Origin of the sequence: Streptomyces sp. NPDC001068, assembly GCF_042897315.1 — a bacterium.
GTDB lineage: Bacteria > Actinomycetota > Actinomycetes > Streptomycetales > Streptomycetaceae > Streptomyces.
Window position 1 is genome coordinate 355,256 of sequence record NZ_JBIAYD010000002.1, and the last position, 16,875, is coordinate 372,130.

The 16,875-nt window shown below is 73.7% G+C and carries 8 protein-coding genes; 1 reads left to right on the plus strand and 7 read right to left on the minus strand.

Features of this window, described 5'->3' with window-relative positions; translation table 11 throughout:
* Positions 1–515: 515 nt before the first annotated feature.
* From ACFY3I_RS06915 to ACFY3I_RS06925, 3 genes are all read right to left on the minus strand, one after another.
* Complete coding sequence (locus ACFY3I_RS06915) at positions 516–1,688, minus strand: DUF3103 family protein (RefSeq protein WP_390859697.1); 1,173 nt, start codon at positions 1,686–1,688, stop codon at positions 516–518.
* 241 nt (positions 1,689–1,929) lie between these two features.
* Positions 1,930–2,658, minus strand: coding sequence for a FadR/GntR family transcriptional regulator (locus ACFY3I_RS06920; protein WP_390859698.1), 729 nt, complete (start codon positions 2,656–2,658; stop codon positions 1,930–1,932).
* Positions 2,659–2,907: 249 nt separating this feature from the next.
* Positions 2,908–4,044 carry a serine hydrolase domain-containing protein gene (locus tag ACFY3I_RS06925; RefSeq protein WP_390859699.1) on the minus strand — a complete coding sequence of 379 codons (1,137 nt, stop codon included), beginning with the start codon at positions 4,042–4,044 and terminating at the stop codon, positions 2,908–2,910.
* Positions 4,045–4,292: 248 nt separating this feature from the next.
* On the opposite strand from ACFY3I_RS06925, the gene ACFY3I_RS06930 reads away from it, so the two are divergent.
* On the plus strand, positions 4,293–6,476 hold the full coding sequence (locus ACFY3I_RS06930) for a hypothetical protein (RefSeq protein WP_390859700.1): 2,184 nt from the start codon (positions 4,293–4,295) through the stop codon (positions 6,474–6,476).
* 129 nt (positions 6,477–6,605) lie between these two features.
* Here the strand turns inward: ACFY3I_RS06930 and ACFY3I_RS06935 are convergent, their stop codons facing one another.
* From ACFY3I_RS06935 to ACFY3I_RS06950, 4 genes are all read right to left on the minus strand, one after another.
* The gene (locus ACFY3I_RS06935; RefSeq protein WP_390859701.1) at positions 6,606–7,535 is read right to left on the minus strand and encodes a hypothetical protein; all 930 of its coding nucleotides are present in this window, start codon (positions 7,533–7,535) and stop codon (positions 6,606–6,608) included.
* A gap of 130 nt (positions 7,536–7,665) precedes the next feature.
* Positions 7,666–8,496: a dimethylargininase gene (ddaH, locus tag ACFY3I_RS06940; protein WP_390859702.1), complete on the minus strand. Its 831-nt coding sequence runs from the start codon at positions 8,494–8,496 to the stop codon at positions 7,666–7,668.
* 15 nt (positions 8,497–8,511) lie between these two features.
* Positions 8,512–9,801, minus strand: coding sequence for an MFS transporter (locus ACFY3I_RS06945; RefSeq protein WP_390859703.1), 1,290 nt, complete (start codon positions 9,799–9,801; stop codon positions 8,512–8,514).
* Positions 9,798–16,841 carry an amino acid adenylation domain-containing protein gene (locus ACFY3I_RS06950; protein WP_390859704.1) on the minus strand — a complete coding sequence of 2,348 codons (7,044 nt, stop codon included), beginning with the start codon at positions 16,839–16,841 and terminating at the stop codon, positions 9,798–9,800. Before ACFY3I_RS06950 ends, ACFY3I_RS06945 begins: the two co-directional genes overlap by 4 nt.
* Between the last annotated feature and the right edge of the window lie 34 nt (positions 16,842–16,875).

Consider the following 16,875-nt stretch of genomic DNA (forward strand, 5'->3'; position numbering starts at 1 on the left):
GGCGTGGCGAAAGCGCCGTCGTTCGCCCGAAGCGCCGACAGGCCGGACTTTCGCAACACGCCCTGGTCGGAACACATTTGGCATCATCGGAAATCGGCCACCGCGCGGCGACTCGATAAGCGGTCCCGCCGACGCCGAACCGTCAGGTCGATGCTCCACATCACCGAGACACCCGAACCGCGCTGGACCCGTTGATCGCTCCGCGCCCCGAGACCGACCGCCGCCTGCTGTACGTCGACAAGACCTGCACCAGCCACACGCCGCAGCCGGCCGCCGACGAGAGCCGGGCCGTGCCCGCGGGCCCGTGCTGCACTGCCGCGTCCACTGGACCCCGGGCACGCCGGTCTTCTGGGACAACCGGTGCGTCCAGCACCACGCGACGTACGACTACCACCCCTGCGCGCCCGCTGCGGGCAGCGCGTCGCCATCGACGGCGGCCCCGTCAAGGGCCGGCGTCCACGACGGGTGGGGCGCCCGACCGGAGCGTCGTCCGGTGGGCGCCCCTGTCGCGAGGGCTAGAACTGCTCGACGAAGTAGGGCTCGACGGTCATCCAGCCGTTGCCCGAGGCGCCGTTCAGTCGGCCCGTGGAGTTCTGGGCCAGGGTGTACCAGGACTCGACGTAGTCGGGGTCGTCGGTGAACCAGCCGTCGGGGATCGCGCTCAGGACCGCGTTGACCAGCGGGATGTAGGTGCCCTGATCGGTCACGGTGAGCAGCGCCGTGGTGATCGCCTGCGCCAGCGCACGGTAGTTGGTGCCGTCGTCGTCCTCCATCATGACGACGTCGGCCAGGTTGTACTTGTAGTTCGACCAGTTGACCAGGATCTGGTTCGGGTAGTAGACGGTGCCGTCGTAGTCCAGGTACGGCATGTCCACCGAGTCGACGCGTGCCGCGCCGTCCTGCCCGAAACCGGTCACCAGCGAGAACATCTCGGCGGCGCCCTTGAACCACGGCTCCTCGTCGTCGTTCACCTCGACGGCCGTGACCTTGGTCGCCCACCAGCCCGCCGCGCTCGTGGTGGCGGCCCTGTTCGCGGTGGCGGCGCTGTCCGCGGCCTTCGGCAGGGAGGTCAGGCCCTTGTCGGCGAAGGCCTTCTGCAGCACCTTCAGACCGGCCCGGTGCGCCTTGGTGACGTCGATGTCCAGGATGTACATCGGGCGGTCGGGGACGCGGGCGGTGTCCACGGCGTGGGCACGGCCCTGGCTGTCGTACGCCGTGATGGTCCTGGCGTCGTCGGCCGCCGCGGCGACGGCGATCCACGGAGTGACGTCGGCGCCGAGGCCGGCCCGCATGGACGGCGCGCCGAGCCGCAGGCGCAGCAGCGAACCGGTCGACGCGGGCAGTCCCTTCAGGCCCACGATGCGACGGTCCGCGGCGGAGACGGTGGCGAGCAGGTCCCTGCCCCGCGGAGCGGCGGTGCCGCGCGCCAGCGCCTGGAGGTCCACGTCCCCGGTGCCCAGAGCGGCGGCACGGACCTGCTCGCGCCACCGCGGGTCGCGCAGCGAGGTGGACAGCGCCCTCGCGATCTCCTGCTCGGTCGCACCCACCGGAGACTTCCGGGACGGCGCGGCCTGGTCCCCCGCGTCCCGCACCGGCGCCGCGATCGCCGGCTGGACGGCGCCGACGACGACCGCGCACAGCATCACGCCGATGAGGACGCCGCGTCTCTTGCTGGATCTGCTCACCATGCTCCTCGTGTTGGTGTTCGCCGCCGCGCCCACGGTGAACGGGCGGCTGTCCGGGGGTAGTGGGCCCGGCTTGAGCCGGGCGCACATCAGGGCATGCCCGCATTGAGCTGGGCATGACAGAAGGGAGAACGTGGAGTGAACGGGAGTCCGCTCACTGTCGGGACATGCGGAACAGGCGGCCGGCCCGGCCCGTCCCGCCTCGCCGTCCGGCGGTGGGCCCGGGCAGTGGCCGCAGGCGCGGCTACCGGCGGCCGTCGGCGGCCGGCCGGCCGCGGGGGCTGCTCAGCGAGTCGAGCATGATCTTCTCGGTGCCGGCCAGATACGTCTCGGCGGCACGCCTGGCGGCCTCGCCGTCGCGGTCGACCACGGCCCGCACCACCGGTGCGAGGCGGTCCGCGGCCCGCGCGGCGTCCTCGAACGGCGCCCGCAGCGAGGTCCGTACCGGCAGGTAGGCGTTGAACAGCGTGTTCGTGAGGAGCAGATAGACCCGGTTCCCCGTGGCCCGGGCCAGCTCTCGGTGGACTTCCACGTCGGCCAGCTGGACGCCGTCGGCGTCCGCGCCCTCGGCGACCTGACGCAGCAGGTGTTCGAGCCGACGGGCCTGCCGTTCCGTGCGCCGGCATGCCGCGCGTCCGGCGATCAGGGTGCCGACCTGCCGCCGCACCTCGAAGACCTCCCGCAGCCACGTGGGGTCCTGAGCGGCCAGCATCGGAAGCAGGTCGGCGCCGCCGACCCGCAGGTAGTCCAGGATGCGCGTGCCGATGCCGTGCCGGGTGCTCAGGAGTCCCGCCTGTTCCAACCGGGTCAGCGCGTGCTTGAGGGTGGTACGGGTGACGCCGTACCCGGCCGCCAGCTCCCGCTCGGGGGGCAGCAGGGTTCCGGGCCGGTGCGTGCCGCTCAGGATGTCGTCACGCAGCCGTGCTTCAAGCAGGTCGACCACGGTCTGGCGCGGGATGCTTTCGACGGCCACGGAGGATCTCCCAGGCTTCGGTCGGTGGTTCGGCGGCTCACTGGTCCAGTGGCCCACCGGTTCAGCTACTTGTTGGTCTAGTGGCTCAGCCACTGCCTCAGTGAAGCAGGCTCCGCACCGGCGCGTCAATCACCGGATGAGGCGCGGAAGTTGGACGTGGCAGCAGGGCCGGGTGGGGCGCGCGCCCACTCGGCCCTGCGGTCAGGCGGCCGTACGGTCGGGCGGTGACACGGTCACGCGGTCACGCGGTCACGCGGTCACGGCATAGGTCCAGAAGTCCCGCATCCACGCGGTGAAGGCGGGGCCGGACAGGCCGCAGGGGGTGAGGATGACGGTGACCGTGCCGGTGGCCGGGACGATGTGGGCGGCGGTGCCGGTGCCGCCCACCCAGCCGTAGCGGCCGGGGACGTTCCACGGCTCAGTGGAGTCGACGTCGACCGAACCGCCGTATCCCCATCCCTGGCCCTGCAGGAAGAGGGAGCCCTCGGCACGCTGGTCCGCGGTGAGGTGATCGGCCGTCATGAGGCGTACGGACTCAGGGGAGAGCACGGTGCCGCCGCCGGCCAGGAGCATCCGCCCGAAGGCCAGCCAGTCCGCGGCGGTGGAGACCAGGCCGCCCGCGCCCGAGGGGAACTCGGGCGGGGTGGCCCACGCGCCGTCGGAAGCGTCGGCGAGGACCGGTCGGCCGCCGTCGCCCGTCCGGTAGTAGGGCGTGAGACGGTGCCGCGCGGCGGCCGGTGCGAAGAAGCCGGTGTCCGTCATCCCGAGGGGCGCGAGGATCCGCTCGGCCAGGAACTCCGGCAACGGGCGCCCCGCCGCCCGTGCCACGAGCACCCCCTGGAGGTCGGAGGCGGCGTTGTACAGGAACGCCTCGCCGGGCTGGCGCAGCAGCGGGACCCCGGCGAGCGCGGCGACCCACTCGTCCGGGCTCACCGCCCGCCGCGGACCGCCGTTGTATACCGCCACGTCCGCGAAGAGCGGCTGGAGGGCCGGTGCGGTGAAGTCCGCCCCCATGCCCCACCCCGAGCGCGAGGACAGCACGTCCTCCACGGTGATGGGGCGGACGGCGGGCACCACGTCGTCCACTTCGCTGGTGGGGGTGCGGACGACCACCGGGGACGCCAGTTCGGGCAGCCAGCGCGCGATCGGTGCGTCCAGGGCGAGCACGCCGTCGTCGACCAGCGCCAGCACGGCGGCGGCGGTCACCGGCTTGGTCACCGAGGAGAGCCGGAACAGGGCGTCGGTCCTCATCGGCGCCGAGCCGGCGGGCTCCGTCGATCCGACGGCCGCGACCTCCACCTCGCCCGCGCGGTCCACCAGAGCCACCGCTCCGGGAAAGGCGCCCTCGGCAACGTGCTTCTCCAGCAGTGCGGTCAGTGTGCTCATCGGACTCGGCCTCTCGTCGGCGGCTACGGCTACGGCTACGGCTACGGCTACGGCTACGGCTACGGCTGTACGACCGCCCGTCCGCCTCGGACTCATCGGTGCCGGCGCCCGGGGGGACGGGGAGCCGGGGGCGGCTCGCGCGGCTGTCACGGTCGCGGAGCGGGAGGGGCCGGCGCACCCGGACCGGGGTGTGTGGTGCCCGCGAAACTCCCGTGCGCCTGCTCGCGCGCCTCTGCGATCATCCCGGGATGGCGCAGAGTCTCGAATCGCTGGTCCTCCGGCACACCCACCGCCTTCCCTGCCCCTCGGGCTCCGCCGGGCAGGGGACGGTCGCAGCGCGGCAGTTCGACGCGGCACTGGCGACCGTGGGGTTCAAGCTCTCGGCGGAGTTGCTGGCGCGCCTGTCGGGGCTGTCGGAGGCCGCTGTCCTGCACACCGCCAGGCGCACGCTGCGCACCGTGAGCGAGATGACGGGCGACCACGTCCGGCACAACACGTACTTCATCGACTTTCCGGCCAACGTGCCGGACACCGCCGAGTTCTGGATGCGGTGCGTGATGGAGGCACTCGGCGACGACAGGTCGCGGGCGAAGATCCGCGGGCAGCTGCGGCACGGAGTGCTGAACCTGCTCGACCTCCCCGCGTACGGGCGGTACCGGCACACGTACGAGGATCTGCTGGCGGCACAGGACGAGTTGATCGCCGCGGCGGGCGACCGGGTCACCGTCCTGCATCTCGGCCGGGACCTCGACACCGAACTCACCGACCTGTACCTGGCACTGGCGGGCAGCACGACCCCGCTGGGCGAGGACGACCTGCGCGACCTGTCGGTCCTCGCCGAGCGCTGCGCGCTCGGCCCCCAGCCGGAGTCGGTCCCGGTCCGGGAGATCCGGGCGGTCGTCAACGAGGCCCGGATCAGGGCGGGCGCGGATCTCCTCCTCGACACCGTCACCGATGTGCTGCGGCTGGCCTGCGCGTTGTCGGGCGGCGACGTGACCCTGCGGGAGCCGACCCGGTTCCGGAAGCTGTCGCGGCCGCTGCGCCGGGCACTGCTCGCGGGCCTCGACGCCGTGGTGGCGGCGAACCCCGCGAAGCTCGCCGACGTGAGCGCGTACCGCGAGCCCTTCAAGCGGCTCGGGGAGCGCCTCCACCCGCACGAGTACCCGCGCTGGCCGCACGCCGCCGACGTGTTCGCGGTGGCGCGGGGCGAGAAGCGGGCACGATCCTTCGACAGCCGGGTGGATCAGCTGCTCGACCGGTCCGACGTCCGCGGGGCGGTGAAGCTGCTGGAGTCCGCGCCCGGCAAGCTGTTCCGCACCCTGGACCTGCTGCTGCGCGTCTCCGCCGGCCAGGAGGAACGGGACGCGGTGGTGGCCGCCGCGGTGCGGGTCGCCCCTGACGTGTCCGGCCGGGTCGTGCTCTCGGTACGGGAGCACCTCCACAACCGGGAACGGGAGAGCGACGAGCCCCGCATCTTCGTCAACCGCCGGGGCCGTGCCTGGGTGACCCCCGACCACCGGCCGCCGCTGCCGGCCGCCGACCGTGACCGTCTGATCGCGGCCCTCGACGCCGAGATGTGCCGGCGGCTGCCGGTTCCGGCCCGGCTGCTGCTCGACCCCGACGTCCTCGACGTGGCCCTTCCGCTCAGCGGCCGGGCGACCGCGGCCGGACTCGGGGTGCTGCCGCGGGGGTCGGTCTCCCCGGTCGACGGGGAACACCTGCGCTTCTTCGTGTACTGGAAGCAGACCCAGGTCACCACCGACTTCGACCTGTCGGCGCTGCTGCTCGACGCCGACTACAGCACCGAATCCTGGCTCTCCTACACCTCCCTCACGACCGTCGGGGGCACGCACTCGGGTGACGTCACCGAAGCGCCGGACGGGGCCTCGGAGTTCATCGACCTGGCCCTGGACCGCTTGCCCGGCACGTTCGTCGTTCCGCAGGTCAACATCTACGCCGGCGAAGGATTCGAGGAGGTCGAGGAATCGTTCTTCGGCTTCATGGTGCGCGACGCCGCGCAGCGGGGCCGGCCGTTCGAGCCGCGTACGGTGCGGATGAAGTCGGAGCTGCGCGGGGCGGGCCGGGTGGCACTGCCGTTGGCGTTCCGGCGCGGGGACGACGGCCGGTGGCACGCGAAGTGGCTGCATCTCCACCTCAGGGGCATCTCCTCGGCCAACCGGGTCGAGGAGAACCAGGTGTCCGTGTCGAAGGCGGTACGCGCGCTGGTGGAACGCGAACAGCTGACGGTGCGCTACCTGACCGGGCTGATGTCCGCGGACCGCACCGCCGTGCAGCTGTGGAACGGCGGTCCGGTCCCGGACGAGCCGGTGCTGTACATCGGCCTGGAACGTCCCGAGGGACTGCATCCGGACTCACAGGTCGTCACCCTCGAAAACCTGCGCGACCTGATCCCGGACCGGGTGCTAGCGTGACCCGCGGCGAGGCCATGAAGGGGCTTCCTTCTCAACTCCTCCTGTAACGAGTTCCTTCGCTTTCCTCGCCCTCCGCTTCGAGGGCACGGGTGGCCCTCCGGGATCACGGGGCCCGGCGCCGGTGCCGGGTCACCGGGGCCCGTCCAGCAGCACGATCTGCACCAGGTACGGGAGGACCTCGTTGACGCGGGGGTCCTGGTCCAGGAGCACCGCGACCGGGGTGAAGCCCTGGGCGCGCAGGGCGTCGAGGGGACGGGACCAGTGCACGGGGGCGGACGGTCCGGGTGCCGCCGGCGGTAGTTCCCGGTCCCGGGTGATCGGGGGCAGAACGCGCGGGCCGGGGCCGGCGGTGACGGTCAGGGCACGCAGGGCGCGTGCGGTGGCACGCCGGAGGGCCTCCGCGCGGGTGGTGCCCGTGGCGAGGACGGTGTCCGGACCCGGGTCCAGCCGGATCGCGCAGGCGGGCAGCGAGAGCAGCGCGGACAGGTCGTGGGCGACGGGTCCGCCCGCCGCGTAGAGGTGCCGGGCCGCGCCCGTGGCCCCCTTCTCACAGGCGTCCGTGACACACGGGCCGTCGCACCGGTCCGCCGGGCACAGTCGCGGTACCCGGGTGCCGGGCTCGGCGAGTCGCCGGGCCAGCAGCGCCTCGCAGTGCGCGGTCATCCCGGCCTCCAGCGCGCCCACCCAGGTGAGACCTGCCGCCACCCCCGTCGGGGCGTGTCCGGACGGGCCGGCCGGGCCGGTCAGCCGGTCGGCGGGCACCCTGCGCTGGGTGCCCGCGTCCAGGTCCAGGCCCCACACGGCGGACTGCGGGGGGACCGCGCCGAGGCGGGCGGGGCCGCTCAGGTGCCCTGCCAGCGCGGCCAGCAGCGAGGTCAGATCCTCCTCGTCGCCGACGGTCAGGGCCCGGTCCCGGCCCCCGGTGCGGGCGGACGGCAGCAGCGCCGCCGCCCGGTCGAACAGTTCCCCGGCGTCCGTCGCCGCCCCGGCCGCCCGGGACACGAAGGCGGCCCGGGCCTCCTCCTCGGTGGGAGGGTGGGTGAACTCTTCGGTAGTCATGCGTGGCCGTTCCTCTCCGGGCTCCCCCGTCGGAGACCCTCGTCGGTCGATGTAACCGGGGGGCGATCTACAGCGGATGGACGCTCGATCCCGCCATCGGTGCGGTGGCCGGGTCCGATCCGCGCACCGCTCACGTGCGGGTGCGGTCGCGGATCAGGAGCGTGCAGCACTTCACGCTGCCGCCGCCCTTGAGCAGTTCGGACAGGTCGAGGCCGAGGGGTTCGAAGCCGCGTTCACGCAGGCGCCGTGCCACGCCGGACGCCGACTCGGGCAGGATCACGTGACGGCCGTCGCTCACCGCGTTGAGGCCGAAGTGTTCGGCGTCGGCCTCGTCGACGCGGATCGCGTCGGGGTACAGGCTCTCCAGGACAGCCAGGCTGTGCGGGGCGAAGGCGCCCGGGTAGTACATGATCTCGTCGTCGTCGAGAACGGTCAGGGCCGTGTCGAGGTGGTAGAAGCGCGGGTCCACCAGCTGCAGGCCGACGACCGGGCGGCCGAGGAACTCCTCTGCCTCGACGTGGCTCTCGGGGGTGCTGCGGAAACCCGTACCGCACAGCAGCCGGTCGCCGACGAGCAGGAAGTCGCCCTCGCCCTCGTTGACGTGGACCGGGTCGTGCACCTGGTAGCCGCGGTCGCGGAACCAGCCGAGGTAGGCCGGTCCCTCGGCCGCCCGTTCGACGTCGCGGAACCTGACCCCGAGGACCCTGCCGTCCACCACGGTCGCGCCGTTCGCCGCGTACACCATGTCGGGGTAGCCGGGCAGCGGCTCGATGAACTCGACGCGGTGGCCGAGCCGGCGGTGCAGCGCGACGAGCTGTTCCCACTGGGTGACGGCGAGTTCGGTGTCGACCGGCTTGGCGGGATCCATCCAGGGGTTGATCGAGTACGTGACCTCGAAGTGGGTCGGGCGGCACATGAGGTAGTGCCGGGCACGGGCCGAACGCTGGGTGCGGGGTTCCATGGTGATCACCAGTCCTTACGACATCCGGGGAAGGTTGCGGAGAGTGCGGAGGGGGCTTGCGAGCAGGACGAGGGCGGCGGTCAGCAGCACGGCCGACATGATCCAGATGGTGGGTCCGGTGCCCACCGCGCCGCCCAGCCAGCCGCCGAGCAGGGCGCCGACCGGGATCGCCCCGTAGTTGACGGTCGACGCGCTCGCCCGGACCCGGCCGAGCAGGTGCGAGGGGCAGTACGTCTGGTAGAAGCCGGCCGCGATGACATTGCCGGCGACCACACCGCACACCGCGACGCTCCAGGCCAGGGCGCTCACCATGACCGGCAACTGCCGTCCGGCGAACGGCAGAAGGAAGATGAAGGGCGCCACGACCAGCATGCACAGCAGCAGTCCGCGGGCGGTCCCGAACCACCGGGCGATCCGGCCGGCGACGGCCGCGCCGGCCAGCCCGCCGACGCTGACGACGGCGAACACGGTGCCGACGGCGCCCGGTTGCAGGCCGACGTCCCGGACGAGGAACACGGTCTGCACGGCCTGGATGCCGTTGAGGGCGAGGTTGGCGAGGGCGCCGAAGCCCGCCAGCGTCCGCAGGTACCGGTCGCGGGCCAGGAACCGGACGCCCTCGGCGATCTCCCGCCGGAGCGGCCTTCGTTCGGACCGCTCCGGCGGACTCTCGCGTACGTCGATCCCGCCGAGGCAGAGCGCGGAGACCAGGTAGGTCGCGGCGTCCATGAGGACCCCGGTGACCGCGCCGAAGGCCTGGGTGACCAGCCCCGCCACACCGGGGCCCGCGACGTCCGCCGCCGATTCGGCACCGTGCAGCTTGGCGTTCGCCTCCAGCATGTCGTCGGCGGCCACCAGCGCGGGCAGCAGCGCCGAGTAGGCGGTGCTGAAGAACACCTTGGCCGCGCCCGAGAGCAGGGCGACGAGCACGATCTGGGCGAGGGTGAGCACGCCCAGCCAGGCGGCCACCGGAACGCTGCCGAACAGGACCAGCAGCGTCAGGTCGCTGACCAGCATGGTCCTGCGGCGCGGCCAGCGGTCCACCCAGGCGCCGGCCGGGAGCCCGATGAGCAGCCAGGGCGCCCAGGCCGCGGCGGTCAGCACGCCCATCATGAACGGGGAGGCGTGCAGCGTGACCACGGCCACCAGGGACAGGGACACATGGCCGACCGCGGTGCCCAGGCCGCTCGTGGTCTCGCCGAGCCAGAGCCGGCGGAAGTTGCGTTCGGACCACAGGCCGAGGCGGCCGCGGGCGGGCCGCTCGTCCTCCCGTCCGGGGGAGGCGGGATCGGCGTAGGCGTGGCTCATCGGTGTACTCCCGGCTGTGTGGTGCGGATCTTCTTGGCGACCGCCTCGGCGATCAGGGCGATCGGGCCGGGACCGGTCATCGCGCCGTGCTCGCAGGCGAGCAGGTCGTGTTCGATCAGGCCGGTGACGTACGGCCGCCAGGCGTTCTCGTAGGGCCAGTCGGCGGGCTTGTCGAGCGCGGCGCCGATGAACAGCGCGTCGCCGCGGTACACGCCGGGCAGGTGGGCGGCCAGCAGCCGGTCGTGGTCGGCGAAGACCTGGGGCAGGGTGGCGGCGGCGTCGCCGAGCATGGCCCGCAGGGCCTCCGGTATGCCGTCCTCGCCGTCGCCCCGGTCCTCGGCGGGGTACCCGAGTGAGGCCAGCAGGGCCGTGAGCGGATCCGGCGACTCCCCGGGCACCGCCTCGCCGTCGCCGCCGGTGGCGGGCGGGTAGCCGTCCAGCAGGATCAGGGAGCCCGGTTCCGCGCCGTCCGCCTGGAGCCGTACGGCCATCTCGTGGGCGACCACGGCTCCGAAGGACCAGCCGAGCAGGTGGTAGGGGCCCTGCGGCTGGACGGAGCGGATGTGCCGCAGGTAGGTCGCGGCGAGCGCGCCGACGCTGTCGGGGGTGACACCCCGCAGGCCGGGGGCCTGCAGGCCGTAGACCGGGTGGGCGGCGTCGAGGTGGCGCAGCAGGCCGGAGTAGACCCAGCTGATGCCGGCGCCGGGGTGTACGCAGAACAGCGGGGTCGCGGTGCCCCCGGTGCGCAGCGGCAGCAGGGTCCCGAGGGAGTCCTGGGGTCCGTGCGCGGTGTCGAGACGGCGGGCGAGACCGGCCGGGGTGGGGTGTTCGAACAGGGTGCGGATGCCGATGTCCTCCGCCAGGACGGCCCGGATCCGGCTCAGCAGCCGGGTCGCCAGCAGCGAGTGGCCGCCCAGGGCGAAGAAGTCGTCGTCGACCGAGACCGAGGCCGGTTCCAGCACCTCGGCGAAGAGCGCGCACAGGGTCTCCTCGCGCGGGCTCGCGGGCGCCCGTCCGGCGGCCGATCCGGCGAAGCGCGGCGCGGGCAGCGCCGCGCGGTCCAGCTTCCCGTTCGCGTTCAGGGGCAGCGCGTCCAGCACCGTGACCACCGCCGGGACCATGTACCCGGGCAGTACACCGGCCGCGAACTCCCGTACGGCGAGGGCGTCCACGTCGCCGGTCACGTATCCGGCGAGCCGGCCCTCGCGGGCCACGACCACGGCCTGTGTCACGGCGGGGCAGCGGGTCAGCACCGCCTCCACCTCGCCCAGTTCGATGCGGAAGCCGCGGATCTTGACCTGGTGGTCGGTGCGCCCCAGGTACTCCACCTCGCCGTCCGGGCGGCGGCGCACCAGGTCGCCGGTGCGGTACATCCGCTCCCCCGCCGCGAACGGATCGGCCACGAACCGCTCGGCGCTCAGGCCGGGGCGGTTCAGGTAGCCGCGGGCGACGCCCGCGCCGGCGAGGTACAGCTCGCCCGCCACTCCGGCCGGTACAGGGCACAGCCCCTCGTCCAGGACATGGGCCCGGGTGTCGGTCAGCGCCCTGCCGATCAGCGGGACCGCGTGGTCGGCCAGCCGGGCGTGGAGGGCGTCGACGCTGTACTCGGTCGGGCCGTAGAGGTTGTGCCCGGTCACCCCGGGTGTCTCGCGCACGGCGGTCCACAGGGCCGGTCCCGCGGCCTCGCCGCCGAGCATCAGCACCGGGAGCCGGCGCCGCTCCAGCAGGCCTTCCTCCAGCAGCTGTTCGGCGTAGGTGGGGGTGACGTCCATGGCGTCGATCCGCGCGTCGGCCACGTAGCGCACCACGGCAGCGGCGTCCCGCCGGCAGTCGTCGTCGAGGACGTGCAGCTCGTGTCCGGCGACCATCCAGAGGATTCCCTCCCAGGAGGTGTCGAAGGAGAGCGAGGCGGTCAGCGCGAACTTGAACCGCCGTCCCGGGCGGGCGCGTTCGGCCTCCGCGATGGTGGTGGCCCGGTGGAAGGCGTACAGGTTGGCGACGCCCCGGTGCTCGATCACCACGCCCTTGGGACGGCCCGTGGAGCCGGAGGTGTAGATGAGGTACGCGGCGTTGCGGGCACCCGCCCGCAACGGGTCGGGGCCGGGGTGCCCGGTCGGGGAGCCGTCCTCGACGACCGACAGCCGGGGCAGGCCGTCCAGGATCCCCGGCAGGGGCCAGGCCGCGTGGGTCAGGGCGAGATGCGGGTCGGCGTCACGGAGCATGTGGGTCAGGCGGTCGGCCGGATGGTCGGCGTCCAGCGGGAGATGGGCGCCGCCCGCCTTGAGCACGGCCAGGATCGCGACGACCGAGTCGGCCGAGCGGTCCAGGGCGAGGGCGACGACCCGCTCGGGTCCGACCCCGGCGGCGGCCAGCCGCCGGGCCAACGCGTCGGAGCGGGCGTCCAGTTCGCGGTAGGTCAGCCGGACGTCACCGCTGACCAGGGCCACGGCGTCGGGGGTCAGGGCGGCCTGGGCCGCGAAGGCCTCGGGAAGCAGCTCGGGTGCGGCGGGGAGGGCGGTGTCGTTCCAGCGCTCCAGCGCCGCCCTGTCGTCCGCCGTGAGGACGTCCAGGCTGCCGACGGGGCGGCCGGGATCGTCGGCGACCTGGCTCAGCACGGCGGTGAGGGCGGTGGTGAGACGCTCGGCGGTGCCCCGGTCGAACAGGTCGGTGGCGTACTCCAGGGCGCCGCCCAGAGCGGTCGTGGTCCCGTCGGGGCCGCGCCGTTCGGTCACGTTGAGGCACAGGTCGAACGGGGAGGTGGTGAAGTCGGTGGTCTCGTGCTCGGCGTGCACGCCGGGGAAGGCGATGTCCGCCTCGGCGGTGTTGTCGAAGGCCAGCATCACCTGGAACAGCGGGTTGCGGGCCGGGGAGCGGACCGGGTTGAGCTCCTCCACCAGCCGTTCGAAGGGCACGTCCTGGTGGGCGTGGGCGGCGAGGTCGGCGGTGCGGACGCGGTCCAGCAGTTCGGTGAAGCTCGGGCGGCCCGACAGGTCGGTGCGGAGCACGAGGGTGTTCACGAAGAAGCCGACCAGGTCGTCCAGGGCGCCGTCCGCGCGCCCGGCGACGGGGGTGCCGATCGGAATGTCGTCGCCGGCGCCGAAGCGGTGCAGGAGGGTGGCGAACGCGGCCTGGAGGACCATGAAAAGGGTGGTGCCGTGGGCGCGTGCCAGTTCGGTGAGCCGGGTGTGGAGGGCGGGGTCGACGGTGAACGGGACGGTGTCGCCGCGGTGGCCGGGTACCGCCGGGCGGGGCCGGTCGACGGGCAGGCCGAGTTCGTCCGGGAGGCCGGCGAGGGCCTGCTTCCAGTGGCCGAGCTGCCGGACGAGCAGGCTGTCCGGGTCGTCCTCGGCGCCGAGGAGGTCGCGCTGCCAGAGCGCGTAGTCCGCGTACTGGACCGGCAGCGGACGCCAGTCGGGGGCGGTGCCCGCGCGCCGGGCGCCGTAGGCGGTGACGAGGTCGTCGAAGAGAGGGCGCAGAGAGGCGCCGTCGGCGGCGATGTGGTGGACGACCAGGACCAGGATCTGTTCGCCCGGGCCGTCGGGGACGAGGTGGGCGTGCAGGGGGACGTCCGTGGCGAGGTCGAAGACATGGCCCGCGGCGGTGGCGACGGGCAGGTCCGCGACGGTCAGCAGCGGGGCGGGCGGCTCGTCCAGGACGTGCTGGTGGGGGACGCCGTCGACGGTGCGGTAGACGGTGCGCAGGGCCTCGTGGCGGCCGACCACGTCCCTGAGGGCGGCCTCCAGGGCGGTTGTGTCGACGGTCCCGCGCAAGCGCAGGGCGAGGGAGACGTTGTAGGTGGCGCTGGGACCCTCGGCCTGGCCGATGAACCAGAGCCGCTGCTGGGCGAACGAGAGCGGCAGCCGCTCCGGCCGGTCGGCGGGCCGCAGCGGCGGGCGCGCCGGGACACCGGAGGCGGTGTCGGTGAGGCGGTCGGCGAGGCCGGCGGGGGTAGGTGCCTGGAACAGCTCGGCCAGCGGGATCTCGGCGCCCAGGACCGTGCGGATGCGGCTGATCAGCCGGGTGGCGGTCAGGGAGTGGCCGCCGAGCGCGAAGAAGTCGTCGTCGACGCCGACGGCGGCCAGGCCGAGCAGTTCGGCGAACAGGCCGCACAGGATCTCCTCGCGGGGCGTGCGGGGGGCCCGTCCGCCGGCCGGACCGCCCAGGTCGGGGGCGGGCAGGGCGGCCCGGTCGAGTTTGTCGTTGGCGGTCTGCGGGAGCCGGTCGAGGACCATCACGAGCGGCACCATGTAGCCGGGCAGGGTGTCGGCGGCGTGCCGGCGCAGTGCGTCCGCGAGGCCGGGCCTGCCGTCCGCGGGGGTGCAGTAGGCGACCAGGCGCTTCTCCCCGTCGTCCTCGCGCACCACCACGGCGACCTGGCCGACGCCCTCGTGCCGGGCGAGTACGGCCTCGATCTCGCCGGGTTCGATGCGGAAGCCGCGGATCTTGACCTGGTGGTCGGTACGGCCGAGGAACTCGATGGTGCCGTCGGCGCGGTGCCGCGCCAGGTCGCCGGTACGGTACATCCGCTCGCCCGCCTCGAACGGGCAGGCCACGAACCGCTCGGCGGTCAGGGCGGCGCGGTCCGCGTAGCCGCGGGCCAGTCCCGCGCCCGCCACGTACAGCTCGCCGTTCACGCCGGGCGGCACCGGGCGCAGGCCACCGTCCAGGACGTAGGCGCGCATGTTGTCGAGCGGCGTGCCGATCGGCACCCGCGCTCCGGTCAGGTCGTCCTCGGTCACCCGGCGGAAGGTGGCGAAGGTGGTGGTCTCGGTGGGGCCGTAGCCGTTGCCCAGGACCAGGCCGGGGCAGGCGTCGAGGACCCGGCGCAGCATGGCGGGCGCGGCCGCGTCGCCGCCGGTGGTGACGGCGCGCAGCCCGGCGAGGGCCCGCGGGTCCTCCTCGGCGACGACGTCGAACAGGCCCTTGGTGAGCCAGGCCGCGGTCACCGCGTGGCGTTCGGCCGTGGCGCGCAGGACGGCCGGGTCGAGGTGGCCCGGCGGGGCGACGACGACCGTGCCGCCGGACAGCAGGGGCACCCACAGTTCGTAGGTCGCGGCGTCGAAGGCGTGCGGCGAGTGCAGCAGGACGCGGCGGTGGTCGCCGTCCTGCCAGCGGTGGTCGGTGGCCAGGGCGACGACGTCGCGGTGGCGGACCGCGACGCCCTTGGGCGTGCCGGTGGAGCCCGAGGTGTACATCACGTACGCGAGTTGGTCGGGATGGACCGTCGGCGCCTCGAAGCCGGGCACGGGCTCGCCGTCCGGGCCGATCACCAGGGCGTCCGGGACGAAGCCGAGGTCGTCGCGGTCCGTGAGCAGCACCGGGGCGCCTGATCGGGCCAGCACCCATGCCAGCCGGTCCGGCGGCAGCGAGGCGTGCAGGGGAACGTAGGCCCCGCCCGCGAGCACGACGGCCAGGGTGGCGACGACCACCTCGGCGGAGCGCTCCAGCAGGATGGCGACGGGTGTCTCGGGTCCCACGTCCAGCGCCGTGAGGCGGGCCGCGAGGCTCTCCGCGCGGGCCTTCAACTGTGCGTACGTGTAGGTGACTTCGTCGGACACCACGGCGACGGCGTGCGGGGTGCGCGCGGCCTGGCGGGCGAACGCCTCCGTCAGGGTGCCGTCGCCGGGCAGCGGGCGGGCGGTGTCGTTCCACTCCCCGAGGATCCGGGCGCGCTCCGCCTCGTCCAGCAGGTCGTGCCGGCCGAGCGGCGCGCCCGGGTCCGCGGCGGCCGCCCTGAGCAGTCGCTCCCAGCGGGCGGCCAGCGCCGCGACCGTCGAGGTGTCGAACAGGTCGGCGGCGAACTCGATGGAGCCGGTGATGCCGGCCGGGCTGCCGTCCGGGGCGTGGTGCTCCTCCGTCCCGATGTTGAGGTCGAACTTCGCGACCCGGATGCCCAGCGGCTCGGGCACGTGGTCGAGGCCGTCCGGGTCCGGGTCCGGCGGGGCGGGTGCGGCGTGCTCGTCGTTCTGGAGCACGGCCAGGACCTGGAACAGCGGGTGCCGGGCGGTGGAGCGGACCGGGTTGAGTTCCTCGACCAGCCGCTCGAAGGGGACGTCCTGGTGGGCGTGGGCCTCCAGGTGGGTCTCGCGGACCCGGGCGAGGAGTTCGGTGAAGGACGGGTCGCCGGAGACGTCGGTGCGCAGCACCAGCGTGTTGACGAAGAAGCCGACCAGGTCGTCGAGCGCCTCCTCGGAACGGCCCGCCACGACCGAGCCGACCGGCACGTCGGTGCCGCCGCCCAGCCGGGAGATCAGCGCGGCCAGGGCCGCCTGGAGCACCATGAACAGGGTCACGCGGTGGGTGCGCGCCAGCTCCAGCAGCCGGGCGTGCAGGTCCGCGTCGAAGCGCAGGGGAAGCGCGTCGGCGCCGGCGCCCAGGGCCCGGGGGCGCGGCCTGTCCGCGGGAAGGGTCAGCTCCTCGGGGAGTCCGGCCAGTTTCACCCGCCAGTAGTCGAGTTGACGGGACATCAGGCTGTCGGGGTCGTTGTCGCTGCCGAGTAACTCGCGCTGCCAGAGCGCGTAGTCGGCGTACTGGACGGGCAGCGGCTCCCAGTCGGGGGCCCGGCCCGCGCGCCTGGCCTTGTGGGCGGTGGCCAGGTCGCGCAGGAACGGCCCCTTGGACCAGCCGTCGCCGGCGATGTGGTGCATCACCGTCAACAGCACGTACTCGTCGGGTGCCACGACGAACATCCATATGCGGATCGGGAGTTCGCCGCGCAGATCGAAGGGTTCGGCCGCCGCGGCGTCGCGCCGGGCGGGGTACCCGTCGGGGTCGGCCGTGCAGTCGACCACCGTGAAGGAGAGATCCGCCGCCGCCTGCCCGGCGGGCACCACCCGTTGCACGGGGACGCCGGCCACGGCCGGGAAGACCGTGCGCAGCGCCTCGTGGCGGGTGATGACGTCCACGACCGCGGCCCGCAGGGCCACCGGGTCCGGCGCGCCGCGCAGGCGGACCGCGAACGGCAGGTTGTAGAGCGGGCCAGGCCCTTCGATCTGGTCGGTCAGCCACAGACGCTGCTGTGCGAAGGAAACCGGGATCACGGATCTGTCCTTACGTCACGGGTCACGGGGGCCT